The following is a 16,668-nucleotide window of genomic DNA, read 5'->3' on the forward strand; positions in this document are numbered from 1 at the left end:
CCGGGCGCTAATCTGGATGGTGATGAAGAAACCACCAACTTCCTCCTTGCAAAAGCCCCGGGCCACGCGCGTAGACATAGCCGCCCGGGCAGCAGGCGTGCTCATAGGTACCGCCTGCGGGGACGCGCTGGGAGTGCCCTACGAATTTGCGCCCAAAGTGCAAGTTACGCCCTCGATGCGCGGGGGCGGCATGGGCCCGTACGCCGCCGGGGAGTGGTCTGACGACACCCAATTGGCGGTAGCTCTGGCGGAAGTAGCGGTAACGGGCGCTAACTTGGCAGCCAAGGCCTCCTTAGACAACATTGCCGAGCGGATGCTGCGATGGCTGAAAGGCGGAGCCACAGACGTCGATTCGCAAACTCGCGTCATCTTGCAGGGCGCACTCGACGACGAGGGCGCCCGCAGCCCAGCGCACAAACTAGCCGCCTCCGCCGCCTACTTCCACAAGCGCACTGGCCGCTCCGCCGGAAACGGAATATTGCCGCGGGCCGGTGTGCTAGGGCTCAGCCGCGTCGAGTCGCGCCAACTCACCGCCGAGGCCGCCCGCGCCGTTTCTTGCCTGACACACCCAGACCCCCTTGCCGGCGACGCCGTAGTGCTTTGGGCAGAAGCAGTCCGCTACGCGGTCACCTCGCCACCAGGATCTACCTGGGCGGGACGCATAAACATAGAGGGCGGCATTGACCTCCTTCCCCTCCACCGGCAAGCCCAATGGCGTGAATGGGTCCGCGACGCGCTAGAGCGGTACTTTGCCCCGCCCTCGGACAACACGTATGTAGTGTCGGCCTTCCAGGCAGCTCTCGGAGCCATAGCCGCGACCGCGCTAGAAGAAGTACCTGCAACCGAAGCATTCGAACGGGCCCTCTCTAGAGCCGTGCAAGCCGGCGGCGACACCGACACGGTAGCCGCCACCGTTGGCGCACTTATGGGGGCCGCCCTCGGAGCACCACAAATACCCGAAAAATGGGTGAACAAAGTACACGGTTGGCCGGGGCTAACCGCCTCAGATCTGTATGATTTGGGAGCCGGCATCGCAATAGCCGGCATCGTAGGAGAAGAGGCCATGGCTCAAGCCTTGGTAGGCGAAATCGACCTCGAAGGGGACGCATGATCACAGCAGCTGCAGACGGTTCCAGCCTAGGCAACCCAGGCCCGGCGGGATGGGCGTGGTACGTAAACGCAAACTGTTGGAAAGCCGGCGGATGGAAAAACGGCACCAACAACAAAGGCGAACTAACCGCCGTGCTGAATCTGCTCGAATCTACCCGAGAAGCCGGCCTGGCGGATCAAGAACTAGTCATATACGCAGACTCTCAATACGTGATCAACGCCCTGACAAAATGGATCCGCGGGTGGAAAAAGAAGAACTGGAAAAAAGCGGACGGCAAACCAGTATTAAATAAGGACCTGATGGTCGCCCTCGACAAGGAAATGGAAGGCCGCAAGGTCACCTTTAAATGGGTGAAAGGCCACGCAGGGCACCAGATGAACGAAGCTGCGGACACGCGCGCTCGCGGGGCCGCAACGGCAATGCGTGACGGCACCCCGGTAGAAGAAGGGCCGGGATTTTCCGCAGGCTCCGCACCTAGCGACGCGGTGGCAGAGGCAGCGACAGAGCCTCCTGCGCGAAGTGCTGAAGAACCCCAAAAAAGCAACGACGAGCTGTTTTTGGAGGCCGAAGACAAACTGATCGAGGCGTTGCGAGCCGGCACGCAGGAAAAACTGCAGGGGCTGCTAGCCTCCGGGTTTAGAGGGTTCGATGGCAGTGGCCACCCGTTAAATGCGGCAGACGCAATAGCCGACGTAACCAACTTGGTCCCGCCCGATGCGCAGGTAGGAAAGAAGGCGTGCGCCCACCTGGGAGCCGGCCTCTACCTGGTGTGCTACAGGGTGGGCGAGGCCGGCGGCACCGCTTTGCACTCAACGATTTGGCAGTTGCGCGCCGGCCAGCCCGAGGCCCTGTATCACCAGGCCAGCAGGCTATAGCTGCTTAGCTAGTTCCAACACGGTTCGGGCGGAAACCGCTGCCGCCTCCGAACCGTCAATGTGGAAGTCTTGGCCCGCCTGTGGCCCGCACAGATCCGATACCCCGCGCACGGAAATGAACGCTACGTCGCGGGCAGCACTTACCTGAGCAAGCGCGGTGGATTCCATGTCAGCAGCCAAAGCCTGCGGGAAGGTCTGGCGCATGGCTGGGGTCTGGTCGGCGGCAACGAAAGAATTCCCGGAAACAACTTCTCCCACGCGCACGCCGGCAAGCTTGCCTGCTTTTTCTACTAGCTGGCTTCCGCCCGGGAAAGATACGGGTTCGGAAGGCAACTGGCCCGGCTTGTACCCGAATGCGGTGGCGTCAGCATCCGCATACCGGTAGGCGGAGCCGGCGATCACGTCGCGTACTTCGATGCCTTCACCGAGTCCGCCACAGGTGCCCGCGGCAATTACCGCGGTGGGGGCGTCAACGCCGAGCTGGGTTGCAGCGCTGTCCAACACCCAGGTCAGGCAGGAAGCAGCATTGACCAGCCCAATAGCGGAGGTGGCCAGCAAAATCGGGGTGGGCGCATCCAGCAGGTAGCATTTTGCGCGCCCACACGAGACGGATTCCTTAGCGGGAAGAGCTTCCAAGAAAGGGGCCGCCTCCATGTCCATGGCGACCTGAATTAGTAGGCTCATCGGATTTCTTCCCATTCGGAACGCTTGTCCAAGAATGCGCGTACGGCTTCCTGCGCGCCCTCGAGCGAGTGGTTGGCCCCCCACCCGCACTGCTTCTCGTTAGCTGCGGGGACGGCCTCGGCCTGCAGGATGTCTTTGCAGGTGGCCTCTAGGATCTGCAGAAATTCGTCCATTTCCAGACCCAGGGTTTGGGCGTAGAAGCCGGTCTGGCATCCCATTGGACCGAAGTCGATGAGGGCGTCAGTGTGGTTTCGCATCAGCTCTGCAGCCATATGTTCGATGGAGTGCACGGTTGGCATCTCTAGGTGGTCCTTGTTGGGCTGGCAGAAACGGACGTCGTACTTGATCAGGGTGTCGCCGCCCGGCAGCTGCTTGCGATCGGCAACGCGCACAAAGGGTGCCTTTACGGTTCGGTGGTCCAGGTTGAATGATTCAACGTTCATCTTTTCGCTCATGGGCCCATTGTTCCATGTTCGTTTCCAAGTGGAAGGTTGGGCGCGGAGCGGCGTGGTACCAGAGCGTGGATAGTGGCGAGTTTCGCACGAAGTATTTATCCACAGGCGGGGGATGCTGTGGATAAAAGTTTCCACAGTCCAAATAGGTCTGGATGACAGAGGGCGTCGACGCCGCCCTGGCGCCATTTGACGGGGGTGGAAGCAACAATGAAAGAGCGCCTATAGAAAGGGGGTGAAGTGGGGTATCCACTGCCTCGTCCACCACTTTTGCCACTTTGTCCACAGAAGGTGTGAAACACGTTATCTAGTGGTCGTGGCGAAAGGTAACCACTAGGTGTAGTGTTTGTACGAGCGGGCGGAAAGCGCCTACAACTAAATTGCATGGATGTAGTTACATGCGCGTAATAAACGTGCTGGTAAGACCAACAAGTAAGGAGCCTACTCAATGTCCGTCACTGTTTACTCGAAGCCGATGTGCGTGCAATGTGATGCGACTAAGCGTGCATTGAAGCGCAAGGGCGTTGCCTTCGCCGAGGTCGACATCACTCAGGACGCCGACGCACTTGAGCAGGTCAAAGCCTTGGGTTACGTGCAGGCTCCGGTAGTAATGGCAGGGGAAGATCACTGGTCCGGTTACCGTCCGGACAAGATCAAGGCCCTGGTTGCTGCTATGGGCTCGCAGAAGGTGGCAAATGCCTAACACTGTGGAGGCCGCAGGATCGGCCCCATACGTCATCTACTTCTCGTCGGCAACGAACAACACGAAACGTTTCGTTGACCGGCTAGAAGTGGATTCCGACAGGATCCCGCTCAGGCCGAAGGATCCGTTTTTGTACGCCGAGCGCCCGTACGTGCTGATTGTTCCCACCTATGGGGGCGGAAACCTGAAGGGCGCGGTACCAAAACAAGTCATCAAGTTCTTGAACCATGAACCCAACCGCAAACTGTGCCGCGGCGTAATTGCGGGTGGAAACACCAACTTCGGGAAGGCCTACTGCATTGCCGGCGATATTATTGCCGCCAAGCTGCAGGTTCCCTTCATGTACAAATTTGAGCTCCTGGGCACCGGAGATGACGTGTCCATTGTTCGTAAAGGATTGGAAGAGTTTTGGCAGAAAATCTGACCGATACTGGCACCGAGACCGCCCTCAGCCCCGATAAGGACTACCACGCCCTCAACGCGAAGCTGAACCTGTATTCCCCCGACGGCAAGATCCAGTTCGATGCCGACAAGCAGGCGGCCCGCCAGTACTTCCTGCAGCACGTAAACCAGAACACCGTCTACTTCCACGACTTGGAAGAGAAGATGGAATACCTGATCGAAAACGGCTACTACGAAGAGGACGTAGTGCGCCAGTACGATTGGGAATTCGTGAAGAAGCTGTACAAGGCGGCGTACGCGCACAAGTTCCGTTTCCCCACCTTCTTGGGTGCGTTCAAGTACTACACCTCTTACACGTTGAAGACTTTTGACGGCAAGCGCTACCTGGAACGTTACGAGGACCGGGTGTGCATGGTCGCCCTCTACCTGGGCCGTGGCAACGAAGAGCTGGCCATGTCCGTTATGGAAGAGATCATCTCCGGGCGCTACCAGCCCGCAACGCCAACATTCCTGAACGCCGGTAAGGCTGCGCGTGGCGAACTGGTCTCTTGCTTCCTGGTGCGCGTCGAAGACAATATGGAGTCGATCGCGCGCGGCATCAACTCCTCCCTGCAGCTGTCTAAGCGCGGCGGCGGCGTGGCGCTGTGTCTTACCAACCTGCGCGAATCTGGTGCACCGATCAAGCGGATTGAAAACCAATCCTCTGGGGTGGTGCCCGTTATGAAGATGCTCGAGGACGCGTTCAGCTACGCCAATCAGCTTGGGGCTCGCCAGGGAGCGGGCGCGGCATACTTGCATGCCCACCATCCCGACATTCTGAAGTTCCTGGATACCAAGCGTGAAAACGCCGACGAGAAGATCCGTATTAAGACCCTTTCTTTGGGCGTGATCATTCCCGACGTAACCTTCGAACTGGCCAAGCGCAACGAAGACATGTACCTGTTTAGCCCCTATGACGTGGAGCGCGTCTACGGTAAGGCCTTCAGCGAAATTTCGGTCACCGAGCACTACCGCGAAATGGTAGAGGACGGGCGCATCCACAAGAAGAAGATCAACGCCCGAAAGTTCTTCCAGACGTTGGCCGAAATCCAGTTTGAATCTGGCTACCCGTACATCGTTTTTGAAGACACGGTCAATCGCGCTAACCCCATCAAGGGGCGCGTGACCATGTCCAACCTGTGCAGCGAGATTCTGCAGGTGTCCGAGCCCTCCACTTTCAACGAGGACCTTACATACGAGCACGTGGGCAAAGATATTTCGTGCAACCTGGGCTCGCTGAACATTGCGCGCACTATGGATTCGCCGGACTTCGGCAAGACCATCGAAACTGCGGTGCGCGGTCTGACTGCCGTGTCTGACCTGTCCAACATTGCGTCAGTTCCGTCTATCCAGCGGGGTAACGCCATGAGCCACGCCATTGGGCTGGGGCAGATGAACCTGCACGGTTACCTGGCTCGCGAGGGCGTGTATTACGGTAGCGAGGAAGCGTTGGACTTCACCAACATGTACTTCTACGCGGTGTGCTACCAGGCGATTAAGGCCTCCTGCAAGATTGCGCAGGAGCGCGGCGAGAAGTTTGTCGGCTTCGAAGATTCTGACTACGCGTCAGGAAAATTCTTCCAGAAGTACATCGAGGGCGAATGGGTGCCCAAGACCGACAAGTGCAAGCAGCTGCTGGCAAAGTCCACCATTTTCATTCCCACCCAAGAAGACTGGAAAGCACTAGCTGCCGACGTGGCAAAGTATGGTATGTACAATCAAAACCTGCAGGCAATCCCGCCCACCGGTTCTATCTCGTACATCAACTACTCCACCTCTTCCATCCATCCGATTGTGTCCAAGATTGAAATCCGTAAGGAAGGTAAAATCGGGCGCGTCTACTACCCAGCTCCCTACATGACCAACGACAACCTGGAGTACTACCAGGATGCTTACGAGATCGGGCCAGAAAAGATCATCGACACCTACGCCGTGGCAACCCAGCACGTAGATCAGGGCCTGTCGCTAACCCTGTTCTACCCGGACACCGTTACTTCCCGTGACGTGAACAAGTCTTACATTTACGCTTGGCGCAAGGGCATCAAAACTATGTACTACATGCGGATCCGCCAGCAGGCCTTGGAAGGCACTGAGGTGCAGGGCTGCGTGTCCTGCATGCTGTAGCTGATCAGGAAAAGACCGGGTCGTGCCCCACGCGCGGCCCGGTCTTGTATGTCAGGCGGTTTTCCGGGGGCTACATTCGGGGAGGGCGGATTCGCCCTCGTACTTCGCGCAGATGCCGGGCGTGAAAGCACATCTGGTTATCGAAGGCACATTGGATGGTCGGTGGCACATCGAAATGTGCACAGTTAGGTGTGCTTTAGATGAAATGATGTGCTTTCGGCATGGGGAGGGATCCAGGGATCCACACGAATGATTGTGGCCCCTAGGCCCGGCCTGCTCAGCAAATTATTCTTATGCCAGGCAAGTGCGTGATTGTGCTTTGCCCCGAACCTATTCGTCGGTAGGGCTGGCACTACCTGAAATCTATTCCCCTCCCGATTCTGCCTCACCAGCGCTTTTGCGATCGTAGAGGTATGAACAACACAAGCATTCCTCAGTCGCCTGTGATGGCGAATAATTCGGCGGCACCGGCCGCTTCGTTCCTGCAGCCCGTCGTTGAACTGGTCGACGTCTCGAAAATCTACGGTACTGGTGGCGCCCAGGTGCGAGCCCTAGACAAAGTGTCCGTCGGCTTCGAAGCAGGCAAGTTCACCGCGATCATGGGGCCTTCCGGGTCGGGCAAATCGACCATGTTGCACATGCTTGCAGGGCTAGATACCCCAACCGCAGGCAAAGTTCTTATTGAGGGCAAAGACATTACCCAGCTGAAGGATGACGCCCTGACCAAGCTGCGCCGCGACCGGATTGGTTTTGTATTCCAAAGCTTCAACCTGGTCCCCACACTAGATGCGGCCGCCAACATAAAGCTGCCCGCACAGCTGGCAGGACACAAGGTAAACGAACACCAATTCGCCCAGATTACCAGGACTCTAGGAATTGAAGGCAGGCTCGACCACCGCCCTTCACAAATGTCAGGTGGCCAGCAGCAACGCGTAGCTGTGGCCCGAGCCCTCGTAATGAATCCGGCCGTTATCGTGGCAGATGAACCGACGGGCAATCTGGATTCTGCGTCTTCTAGAGAGGTCCTGTCCATGCTGCGCCGCGCAGTAACTGACCTTGGGCAAACCGTGATCATGGTGACCCATGACGCCGACTGTGCCGCTGTGGCCGATCGCGTTCTGGAAGTGTGCGACGGCAAGATCTCTGCCGATCACAGCCTGATTGGTGGTGCCCGGTGAACACACTTCTAAAAGCCAACCTGCGCACGTACGCGCGGCGTTATTTAGCCACCGGGCTAGCCGTCGCCATTTCGATGGCCTTCGTGTTCGCGTGCCTGGTAATGACCCAGTCGCTGCAACAATCCCTTACGCAGAGCGCGGATGAGGAATTTCAGGGAGTCGCGGCGTTTGCCACCCCCCAAGGTGCCGTAGACCTGCGACAGGCTGCAAAAAAGCTGCAAAATACGCCGGGTGTTGGCGCGGCCCAGCAGACAGCCTATGGCGTATTGCAGATGCGCGCCGGGAGCGAAAACACCACGGCGTTTGTCGCCGCAGAACAGAAAGCGCCCTTCTTTCATCGTGAGGCTGACGAAGGGAAACGGCCAGGCGAGGACGAAATCATGCTCACGACCCAGGCCGCCCAAACCCTGCACGTGAAAGTGGGGCAGACGGTGAAGGCGCGCTCTAACATCGAGGGCGGCGACTACTTCCCACTCAAAGTCTCTGGGCTGATCAAGCAGGGCGCTATAAGTAACGTGCGCTCGGTGATTACTGAAGCGACCATGACTAAGATGAATGCCTCCATGGCAGCAAACCTCAAAGTCGCTGGTCAGAGCAAGAATCCTAATAAGGCTGAACAGCAGCGCGTGGCCAAGACGGTAAAACAGGTGTTGGGTAAGGACGTCAAGGTGCAAACCGGCTCCGAGGCCAGAACCACAATGCTGCAGCAGATGCGCATCGGTGGCGCTGTCATGATGGCTGTGCTACTCACTTTTCCGGCAATAGCCCTGGTTGTTGCGTTCATTGTAGTGTCCACTACGTTCAAGGTGGTCTACCAGCAGCGGCGACGTGAACTGGCCCTACTGCGCGCGGTCGGGGCTACCGGGCGGCAGGTGCGATCTCTACTGCGCAAGGAAACCTTACTGGTGGGCGCCATTTCCTCAATTATCGGAATTATCCTCGGCATGGGTCTGGCAGTCCTTGCATTGCGGATTGGCAAGATCCCGTTAGGCGCGGTCAACCCACTACTGTTGGTGGGCGTGTTCGTCCTCGGCACGGTACTGACGTATTTGGTAGGTATGCGGCCAGCGGGACGAGTGGCGAAGGTTCCGCCCCTTGCGGCCCTGTCGCAGTTCAGTGAAGAGGAGGGCGGTAGTGCTCGCACCCGGTGGGGGCGAATCGTCTTCGGACTGCTGCTGGTTGCGGTCGGCGCCGCCGGGCTGGGGATTGGTATCCACCACGGCGAAGAACTCGGGTTCGTCATTGCGCTAGCGGGTGGCATCCCCGCTTTCCTCGGGGCGGTCTTGTTGGCCAGTGCCGCCATGCCGAAGCTCACTTCGCTGGTCGGCACCATTGCTCGCAGTGGTATTGGCAAGATGGCGAGGGCGAACACGACCCGCAACCGGGCCCGTACTGCTGCGACGGGAACGGCAATCGTTATTGGGGTCACTTTGATCACGATGATGTCGGTGGGAGCTACTTCGATGCGCGCATCGTTGGAAGATACTCTGAATACCGAGCGGCCCATTGACCTGGTAGTCACGTCGCGTGGTGGATCTTTGCAGGCGGGCCAGGTGGCTAAGCTGCGCGGTCTTGCCGGCATAGCGAAGATGCAGGTAGAGAAGGCGGCTCCGGCGCGTCTGGGAGATAGGGACGTGAAGGCGTACGGCGTTGCGGACCGAAACCCGGTATCGCGCGCAAAGGAAAAGCTGTTTACTCATAACGAGGGCGAGGCTGCTTCCGGTCTGCCTACGGGAGCCTCCCGACTGTGCGTCGGCCAGACATGTCAGGACGTGCAGGTGAAGCAGAATAAGGCGATGGAGGCCGGCTCGGTGAATGTGGCCGCCGAAACGCTAAAGCAGTTGGCCCCTAATGCGAAGGATGCTCGCGCGGTGATTCGCCTGAATGACAATGCGAACATCGAACAGGTGATAAAGGATGTTGGCCAGATCTCTGACAGTCTGGAAATTACTGGTGGTGCTGGCGAGAGGGCCTTCTATTCGAAGATGATCAACGCGGCGCTCGCGGTGGTTGTCGGGCTGTTGGCGGTGTCCGTATTGGTCGCCCTCGTTGGGGTTGCGAACACCCTTTCGCTGTCGGTGGCGGAACGCACCCGCGAGAATGGGCTGTTGCGCGCCCTCGGACTGCTGCGGAGGCAGATGAGGCGGATGCTGTTGTGGGAGGCGGTCCTGATCGCGATCACCGGGTCCGCAATTGGCATCCTTCTGGGCATAGGGTTTGGCATCCTCGGAATCCACGCACTGCCGCTAGAGGTGAACCGCGTGATCGTGGTCATGCCCTGGGCCTACATCGCGGCGGCAGTGGTGATCACTCTGATTGCGGCGGCTTTGGCCTCCTGGGTACCGGGGAGGAAGGCAGCTAAGGTGCCTCCCGTGCGGGCGCTAACGGCTGACTGAAGAAAGTGAATAGGCGTGAGGGCGTAGTCCAACTTGGGCTGCGCCCTCCACCTTTTAAGAAAGGCGGCCATTTGCGCTCCGACCTCTGTTTTTAGAGAAGTGGCCAAGGGTAGAATAGGAGCATGTTATTTGCTTTTTCAATTGCGCCTTCCACAACTGACGATCCGGATGGTTCGATGGCTTCGGCCGTAGCTCGTGCGATCAAGGTTGTGCGCGATTCGGGCCTGCCAAACGAAACCACTTCGATGTTCACGACTTTGGAAGGCAGCTGGGAAGAATGCATGCCGGTCATCCAGAAGGCGTGTGATGCAGTGGGAGAGGTTAGCCCGCGCGTGTCCCTAGTGCTCAAGGCGGATCTACGCCCGGGCCATACCGGGGAAATTGAAGGCAAGGTAGAACGCGTGAACGCGCAGGTAGAAAAGCTGTAACTGCGTTTTTCAAAATAAGAATTTAAAATATCTAATCACGGAAGATTAGTGATGGTTGTCGCCGGATCCAAACGCAAGATGCTAATAATCGGCCTGAGCATTGCCCTGGCAGTAGTGGTTGTCGCCAACTTGACGATCGGCTACTTCCTGCTGAGGCCGGCCCCCACCGCAGTAAGTAAGGGGCCCGCTGCCAAGACTATGACTGCTAAACAGCGGCAAGAGGCCTTGAGCGTGCCTGTCAACTATTCCAGGGGAATAAAGAAATATCGCAGATTTAAGAAGCCGAATCTGGGTGCAGATTTCTCTTTAGCTAAGTATCAGTATTCTGCGAAGAGTAATCACATGGCGGCGATTGCGTATTTGACAGAAAAAGTAAACATTGCGGTCTTTGACCAGCAGGGGAAGGTCTTATCTAAATATCAGATTGCCCCACCGACGTGGAAAGCGGCGGACGAGAATGAGAAGAACATCCTTCAGACATTTACCCGGGTTTATCCTGACGCGTTCTTAGGGCACGTTTCTTTCGGGGATTACGTGTGGGGACACAAAGAGGGCGTGAACATTGCAACGGGTAAGAAAGTCCCTGTTCCCGGCCAGAAAGGCTCGGTCGTGCGTGGGGTGGCAGGAACATATCTGATTGTTTCTAACCCGAAGGGTGCGGACGAAGAGGTGAGGGCGTACGCTCCCGGTGCATATGATGATCCGGCGCTCACAGTGTCGGGGCAGGGGCATCTCCAGTCTTTTTCTGCCGAGACTTTAGCTTTCGCAAAGAAATTGGGGCGGGATTCGGATATTTCGCTGCTCTATTTGAAGACCGGAAAAATTGTAAATACCCATGTTAAGGGGGCGACCATGCCCATTAGCGGCGTAATTGCTATGACTGACGGGTATTGGCTTGTGGGTGATGCTGGAAATCATTGGCAGGTACCTGCTAAGGAAGGGGAGGTAAAGCTTGGCAGTCGCATCGTTCACGCGGCGTTCGGCAATGGTGAGGGCGAGAGCTCAATAATACTGGGTACTTCCGCCTATTTGGTCTCAAAATCTAGTATGCCGGCCTCGTCTAATAAGCTCAGCAGCGCCAAGTTCAGGGAAGCGCTAGGCCGGGGGCTTGGTGCGCTAGTTCCAATTCCTGGGGATGAGCTACTTTTCCTACCTGATGGAGGCGATTATCTTGCTGTGACCGGGACGGACAGGCAATACTTGTGCTCCCGGGTTTATGGAATGGTGGATGGATTACTTGTCCAGGACTCTGAGCATATGAGCGAATCCAGCGATTCGATCATGGGTATAGAGATGAAGACGGGAACGCGGCTGTGGGTACTTCCGAAGGGATTCTCTGCGGATGAGTATATGACTGGCGGCTTGATAACTGGGTCGGACGCTACCGCTGAAGAAATTGTTGTTAGTGGGGCGGAGGGCGCGCTGCCGGAAGAATCGCAGCAGAAAAATAGCGAACAGAATCGGGCGAGGGCGGCCGGCGATGCCATCCGGAACTTCGATTTTGCGAACGCCACGTGGGATGTGGGCCGCAATGGTGCTTCTAATACTTACGATCTGAAAGATGGAGTAAAGGAAGAGTCGTTTAACGGCGTGCCCGCAAAATTGCAGTATGTCCCAGAAGCTGCCTTCTACGTAGATATTGACGGCGACGGTTACTTAGATTCGATCCAGCGGGTGAATTATTACCCGGGCACGGCCCATATTCATTTCTGGTATGCACTGTGGATGTGGGATCCGCAAAGGAATACCGCGGTCCAGCACGGAATGTTGGAGGATTTTGCTGGGGAATCTTGTGCGGGGGAGATTCAGCGTTTCTGGGTGCAGGGTGACACGATTCGGGCGTCTGGGGTGAAGCATGATGACAACGCTGCCTGCGCCGTAGCGCCTTCAATCCCGTTCAGTGGGGAAGTCCAATGGGACGGTGAGTCCATCCGCTTTGTGGAGGACTAATATCCCATGACATTTGCAATGGAGTTTTCGTTGCACTAGGCCTAGCTGGTGGTTTTGTTTTGCCAATAGCTTGGAGGCATGGAAACAAAAACAAGACCTGTTTTAGAAAATACCCAAACTGGCTGTCCGCCGGCGCTACAAATCGAGGGCGCCCGTCGCGCCTTCGGCAAGGTGCAGGCGGTAGACGGTGTTGACCTCACTATCGGCCAGGGCGAACTGGTCGCCCTTCTTGGTCGCAATGGTGCTGGGAAGACCACGCTGCTGGACATCGCCCTCGGATTGGGGCACCCCGATGCGGGCCGTGCCCTACTTTTTGGCCTGGAGCCGCGGGAGGCTATCCGCCGCGGTCTAGTTGGCGTCATCCAGCAGGAGGGCGGATTCCCCACTTCGGGTACTGTCCGCTCACTACTGCGGCTGGCCGCCAGTCCGTACCGGAATCACATTGGCGTAGATGCTGCGTTGAAAAGGGCTGGTATTGCGGATTTGGCGGGGCGGCGGCTCAGTAAATGTTCGGGCGGACAACGCCAGCGTTTTCGCCTGGCAATGGCGTTGCTGTCTGAGCCCCGCCTGCTACTCATGGACGAACCGACTGTCGGTATGGACGTGGCTAGTCGGAAGGAGTTCTGGGAAGGTATGCGCTCCCTTACCGCCGAGGGGGTATCAATTATTTTCGCCACCCACTACCTGCAGGAAGCCGAAGACATTGCTGGGCGCATAGTCATCATGGATAGGGGCAAGGTGGCGATGGATAAACCGAAATCTGAACTAATTGATGCGGATCGGCGGGCACAGGTGCGCGCCATCCTCCCGGCGGATTCTAACCTGCCTGAACAGCTGGCTCGTATGGGACAGGCGGCGTGGGACATTTCTCTAAGCGGCAACACCCTTTTAGTGCAGGGGATGGATCTAGAACCTCTGGCCCTGCGTCTTTTGCAAACTCCTGGCGTGCGCGGCTTCCAGATGACCCGCATCAGCTTGGACGACATTTTTACTTCTATAACGTCCTCTAAAGGTGAATCCCGATGAGAAATACTCTTAGTACAGCCGAAATAAAAGCAATTCCAACGCCCAAACCTTTCCAGGGCGCTGTTACCCACTTTTTGGCCTCTTTATACGGCCAAACTATAGGTAACCCCTGGTTTATTGGCGGTGCAATAGGCATTCCGCTGCTAATGTATTTTTTCTTTGCGGTTGACCAGCCGTATTCGGATGAAAGTGTGGGTAACGGAAACGTGCAGGCGGCGATCATGGTGGGCATGGCCTGCTATGGGGCGCTCACTACAGCAGGGTGGGGCGCCTGTGTGACCGCCCTCGGCCGCAACAGTGGGTGGTGGCGTACATTGGCGCTCACGCCGCTGTCTTTCCCAGCTTATCTGGGTGCACAGGTGGTCTCTGCAGTCTGCCAGGCTGGCCTTGCCGCGCTTGTGACCTACGTGGTCGGGGCCTTCACGGGGGCACATTTGACTGCTTTGGCATGGGGAGCGACGTACCTGCTCATACTGGTTTGCTGTCTTCCGCTGGCGGCAATGGGGTTTGCAATAGGTCAGGTAGTAAACGAGCAGGCGGCAAACTTCATCCTGACCATGATCCTGCTGGTTTCCTCGTTCCTGTCGGGCATGTTTATGCCGCTGGAGCAGATGGGCAAGCTGGTGCAGGATATGGCTCCATATACACCGCTGTATGGCATTATCAATCTTGTCAGGGCGCCGCTAATCGGGTGGGCCAATACGTTCAACTGGTCGTGGGTGGTAAACATCGGGGTTTATTCAACAGTCTTTATCGGCCTAGCCGCACTGTTGTACTTCCGCAAGGGGCGCACAGAAAGGTAGATCATGCTTACTACGTCGAGGGCGGCGACCCAGCCTTTGCGCGAGCGTTTAGAATCACTGCCGTGGGCGCTGCCATACCTGATCTTCATGTGGATCTTTCCCCTAATTGGGGTGGCCTCCGCCTCCGAGCTCTTTTGGACTATCTGGTGGCAGATAGCTTTCACGGCTGTTTATGCGCAAACTTGGGTCCGGTCGGATTCGGCGCCAGTGTCGGGGAGTGTGGACCGCGCAGTGCTAATAACCATAGCGCTGATATGCCTACTGGCCGCAGTGGTGGTTTACATTTCTGGCGTTCCGCTCATGGCCGCCTACTGTTTTCCTTATCTAGCAGCAATAATTACCTTCCAACTACCTAGAGCCTACATAGGGCGATCCTCTATTGTGCTGGGGGTTGCGATGGTGGTCCTGCTTGTGAGCACCTACATCACCGGGCCGCGTGACGTAAACATGCTGATAGCACCGGGGGTGACGGTTATCGGCTACTTCATGACCGCGAAGGCGCGCCAGGGGGTAGAAGAAGACAGGGCGAAGGCGGTGGCCGCGGCCGATCGGGTAGAAGCGTCGAAGGAGGGTGAACGCGCGCGCATCAGCGCCGACCTGCATGACGTGCTGGGCCAAACTTTGACTGCCATAAACGTGAACGCGCAGGTGGGAGCCAAAATGCTCGAGGCGGGCAGAGAGGTGGAAGCCACCCAGTTTTTGCAGCAAGTGCAACACCTTTCCCACCAGGCGCTCGCGGACATGCGTGCCGTTGTTGCTGCCACCAGGCAGGCGGACATAAATGAGGAGCTGGAAAGCGCAAGGCAGCTCGCTAAGGCTGCCGGCATCGCCCTCGATATTAAAGACGACGGCCACCCGCCGCAGGGGGCGCCAAACACCGTGGCCGCCCACGTTCTGCGCGAGGGCGTAGCGAACGTAGTGCACCATTCTGCGGCCTCGCGCATCCGAATCCAGATCAGCCCCACCGAACTGTCGATTATTGACAACGGCAGACAAAAGAAGGAATCCCACCGGCAGGGCACGGGCCTACAAAAGCTGCGCGAGCGAGCAGCAGACGTAGGCGAATTGAGCTGGGGCCAAGATCAGGCGGGATTCCGTCTACACTTTTCCTTGAGGAAGGGGGAAAGTAGTGATAAACGTTGCCGTGGTTGACGATCAGGCCATGGTGCGGGCCGGGCTGGTTGCGCTGCTAAACCTGGAATCCGACCTACACGTGGTAGGGGAGGGCGAAACTGGGCAAGATGCCATAGAAGTTGCACAGTTGCCAGGTTTGGACGTCCTCTTGTTAGACGTGGAAATGCCGCAAATGGACGGCCTCGAGGCTCTGGAGCGAATTAGAGGATCTGCCTGCAAGGTAGCCATCCTAATGCTCACCACTTTTGACCGGCCTGGCTGGGTAACGCGAGCCTTGGCGGGCGGAGCCAGCGGCTTCCTTGTCAAAGACCAGCAGGCAGCCCAGTTAGCTGAAGCGATTCGCCGGGTGCATGCGGGAATGCGCGTAGTCGATCCAGACCTGGCAGCCCGCTCCCTGGGACTGGGCCAAAACCCGCTCACCGCAAGGGAAAAAGACGTGCTGCGCGCCGCCCTCGGCGGGGGAACCAGCGCCCAGGTAGCCCGTCAAGTGGGCCTTTCCGAGGGGACCGTGCGCAACCACGTAACCTCGGCAATGGCTAAAACGGGTGGATCCTCGCGCATGGATGCTGCCCGCCGCGCTCACAACAATGGGTGGCTGTGACCCGTATAGTGGGAACATGAGTGAACGGAAAATAGCCCTAATTACCGGCGGCACCCGCGGCATTGGCGCCGCAATCGCTGCAGAATTGGCAAGCACCCACGAACTGATCATTGGCGGTACCAACGCGTGCCGCGTCGAAAAAGCTGTCGCCAACTACCCGCATGCCCGCGGTTTTGTATGTGACCTGTTAGACGTGAACTCTATTGCCGGCGCCGTGGCGGAGCTCGGTTTGGAACGGTTGGATGTGGCGGTGCTGTCTGCTGGCACTGCTGCCCGCGGCAACATTGCCGAGGTCGAACCCGAGGTGTGGACGCGTACGCTCACCCTAAACGTCACCTCGGTGGCAGAAACTGTGCGACAGCTACTGCCGGCACTGCGAGCGGCAAAAGGACAGGTTATAGCCATCAATTCGGGCTCCGGCTACAATTCGAAAGCGGGCAATGCCGTGTACTCGGCCTCGAAATTTGCGCTGCGAGCCCTAACGGATGCTCTTCGCGAAGAGGAACGGGGGCGGGTGCGTGTCAGCTCGATTCATCCGGGGCGCGTAGACACCGACATGCAAGTGCAGATCCAAAAGGAGGCCGGACACGGCTACGAACCCACCGACCATGTTGCGCCGGAGTCGGTGGCCAAGGCGGTGCGCGCAGTAGTCGATACTTCCGCCGAGGCAACGATCGAAAACCTAGAAATTAGGCCGGTCGTAAAAACCCCCACCGCCTGAAAGAGGCATCCTGATAAACTTCACATAGTTCCTATCCAGAT

The 16,668-nt window shown here is 57.7% G+C and carries 16 protein-coding genes; 14 read left to right on the forward strand and 2 right to left on the reverse strand.

The genetic code is table 11. The features are described 5' to 3' along the window. The first annotated feature begins 22 nt into the window (after positions 1-22). Together AC1EKG_RS09700 and AC1EKG_RS09705 are read left to right on the forward strand one after the other, a co-directional pair. Entirely contained in the window at positions 23-1,111 is a 1,089-nt protein-coding gene (locus tag AC1EKG_RS09700; protein ID WP_481067844.1) for an ADP-ribosylglycohydrolase family protein, read from the forward strand. Beyond that, a complete protein-coding gene (locus AC1EKG_RS09705) occupies positions 1,108-1,986 on the forward strand; it encodes an RNase H family protein (RefSeq protein ID WP_481067845.1) in 879 nt (292 codons plus the stop codon). The genes AC1EKG_RS09700 and AC1EKG_RS09705 overlap by 4 nt, the downstream gene beginning before the upstream one ends. On the opposite strand, the gene mtnN is transcribed toward AC1EKG_RS09705, so the two are convergent. Together mtnN and AC1EKG_RS09715 are read right to left on the reverse strand one after the other, a co-directional pair. Further along, complete coding sequence (gene mtnN / locus AC1EKG_RS09710; RefSeq protein ID WP_257993938.1) at positions 1,981-2,670, reverse strand: 5'-methylthioadenosine/S-adenosylhomocysteine nucleosidase; 690 nt, start codon at positions 2,668-2,670, stop codon at positions 1,981-1,983. The genes AC1EKG_RS09705 and mtnN overlap by 6 nt on opposite strands. Then, on the reverse strand, positions 2,667-3,113 hold the full coding sequence (locus AC1EKG_RS09715; protein ID WP_004807004.1) for an S-ribosylhomocysteine lyase: 447 nt from the start codon (positions 3,111-3,113) through the stop codon (positions 2,667-2,669). Before AC1EKG_RS09715 ends, mtnN begins: the two co-directional genes overlap by 4 nt. Positions 3,114-3,570: 457 nt before the next feature. On the opposite strand from AC1EKG_RS09715, the gene nrdH reads away from it, so the two are divergent. From nrdH to AC1EKG_RS09775, 12 genes are all read left to right on the forward strand, one after another. Next, entirely contained in the window at positions 3,571-3,825 is a 255-nt protein-coding gene (gene nrdH, locus AC1EKG_RS09720) for a glutaredoxin-like protein NrdH (RefSeq protein WP_004807003.1), read from the forward strand. Next, a complete protein-coding gene (nrdI, locus tag AC1EKG_RS09725) occupies positions 3,818-4,249 on the forward strand; it encodes a class Ib ribonucleoside-diphosphate reductase assembly flavoprotein NrdI (RefSeq protein ID WP_102201854.1) in 432 nt (143 codons plus the stop codon). The genes nrdH and nrdI overlap by 8 nt, the downstream gene beginning before the upstream one ends. Next, on the forward strand, positions 4,234-6,390 hold the full coding sequence (gene nrdE / locus AC1EKG_RS09730; protein WP_102201856.1) for a class 1b ribonucleoside-diphosphate reductase subunit alpha: 2,157 nt from the start codon (positions 4,234-4,236) through the stop codon (positions 6,388-6,390). Before nrdI ends, nrdE begins: the two co-directional genes overlap by 16 nt. A gap of 446 nt (positions 6,391-6,836) precedes the next feature. Then, positions 6,837-7,568 (forward strand): ABC transporter ATP-binding protein, encoded by a 732-nt coding sequence (locus AC1EKG_RS09735; RefSeq protein WP_004806997.1) that lies wholly within the window; start codon positions 6,837-6,839, stop codon positions 7,566-7,568. Further along, entirely contained in the window at positions 7,565-9,964 is a 2,400-nt protein-coding gene (locus AC1EKG_RS09740; RefSeq protein ID WP_481067846.1) for an FtsX-like permease family protein, read from the forward strand. The genes AC1EKG_RS09735 and AC1EKG_RS09740 overlap by 4 nt, the downstream gene beginning before the upstream one ends. Positions 9,965-10,086: 122 nt before the next feature. Further along, positions 10,087-10,392 carry a thiamine-binding protein gene (locus AC1EKG_RS09745; protein WP_040315137.1) on the forward strand — a complete coding sequence of 102 codons (306 nt, stop codon included), beginning with the start codon at positions 10,087-10,089 and terminating at the stop codon, positions 10,390-10,392. 48 nt (positions 10,393-10,440) lie between these two features. After that, positions 10,441-12,342 carry a hypothetical protein gene (locus tag AC1EKG_RS09750; protein WP_040315135.1) on the forward strand — a complete coding sequence of 634 codons (1,902 nt, stop codon included), beginning with the start codon at positions 10,441-10,443 and terminating at the stop codon, positions 12,340-12,342. A gap of 78 nt (positions 12,343-12,420) precedes the next feature. Beyond that, positions 12,421-13,368, forward strand: coding sequence for an ABC transporter ATP-binding protein (locus tag AC1EKG_RS09755; RefSeq protein WP_004806990.1), 948 nt, complete (start codon positions 12,421-12,423; stop codon positions 13,366-13,368). Continuing rightward, positions 13,365-14,171 carry an ABC transporter permease gene (locus tag AC1EKG_RS09760; RefSeq protein WP_004806988.1) on the forward strand — a complete coding sequence of 269 codons (807 nt, stop codon included), beginning with the start codon at positions 13,365-13,367 and terminating at the stop codon, positions 14,169-14,171. Before AC1EKG_RS09755 ends, AC1EKG_RS09760 begins: the two co-directional genes overlap by 4 nt. A gap of 3 nt (positions 14,172-14,174) precedes the next feature. Further along, positions 14,175-15,323 (forward strand): sensor histidine kinase, encoded by a 1,149-nt coding sequence (locus AC1EKG_RS09765; protein WP_004806987.1) that lies wholly within the window; start codon positions 14,175-14,177, stop codon positions 15,321-15,323. Beyond that, positions 15,301-15,906 (forward strand): response regulator transcription factor, encoded by a 606-nt coding sequence (locus AC1EKG_RS09770; protein WP_004806984.1) that lies wholly within the window; start codon positions 15,301-15,303, stop codon positions 15,904-15,906. The genes AC1EKG_RS09765 and AC1EKG_RS09770 overlap by 23 nt, the downstream gene beginning before the upstream one ends. Before the next feature lie 16 nt (positions 15,907-15,922). Next, a complete protein-coding gene (locus AC1EKG_RS09775; RefSeq protein WP_040315134.1) occupies positions 15,923-16,627 on the forward strand; it encodes an SDR family oxidoreductase in 705 nt (234 codons plus the stop codon). The last annotated feature ends 41 nt before the right edge of the window (positions 16,628-16,668 follow it).

The sequence above is a fragment of the Winkia sp. C0117E2 genome, assembly GCF_056590455.1.

Coding starts and splice junctions, on each gene's coding strand:
- AC1EKG_RS09700 (WP_481067844.1), top strand. CDS start 23: ATGAAGAAACCACCAACTTCCTCCTTGCAAAAGCCCCGGGCCACGCGC.
- AC1EKG_RS09705 (WP_481067845.1), top strand. CDS start 1,108: ATGATCACAGCAGCTGCAGACGGTTCCAGCCTAGGCAACCCAGGCCCG.
- mtnN (WP_257993938.1), bottom strand. CDS start 2,670: ATGAGCCTACTAATTCAGGTCGCCATGGACATGGAGGCGGCCCCTTTC.
- AC1EKG_RS09715 (WP_004807004.1), bottom strand. CDS start 3,113: ATGAACGTTGAATCATTCAACCTGGACCACCGAACCGTAAAGGCACCC.
- nrdH (WP_004807003.1), top strand. CDS start 3,571: ATGTCCGTCACTGTTTACTCGAAGCCGATGTGCGTGCAATGTGATGCG.
- nrdI (WP_102201854.1), top strand. CDS start 3,818: ATGCCTAACACTGTGGAGGCCGCAGGATCGGCCCCATACGTCATCTAC.
- AC1EKG_RS09735 (WP_004806997.1), top strand. CDS start 6,837: ATGGCGAATAATTCGGCGGCACCGGCCGCTTCGTTCCTGCAGCCCGTC.
- AC1EKG_RS09745 (WP_040315137.1), top strand. CDS start 10,087: ATGTTATTTGCTTTTTCAATTGCGCCTTCCACAACTGACGATCCGGAT.
- AC1EKG_RS09755 (WP_004806990.1), top strand. CDS start 12,421: ATGGAAACAAAAACAAGACCTGTTTTAGAAAATACCCAAACTGGCTGT.
- AC1EKG_RS09760 (WP_004806988.1), top strand. CDS start 13,365: ATGAGAAATACTCTTAGTACAGCCGAAATAAAAGCAATTCCAACGCCC.
- AC1EKG_RS09765 (WP_004806987.1), top strand. CDS start 14,175: ATGCTTACTACGTCGAGGGCGGCGACCCAGCCTTTGCGCGAGCGTTTA.
- AC1EKG_RS09775 (WP_040315134.1), top strand. CDS start 15,923: ATGAGTGAACGGAAAATAGCCCTAATTACCGGCGGCACCCGCGGCATT.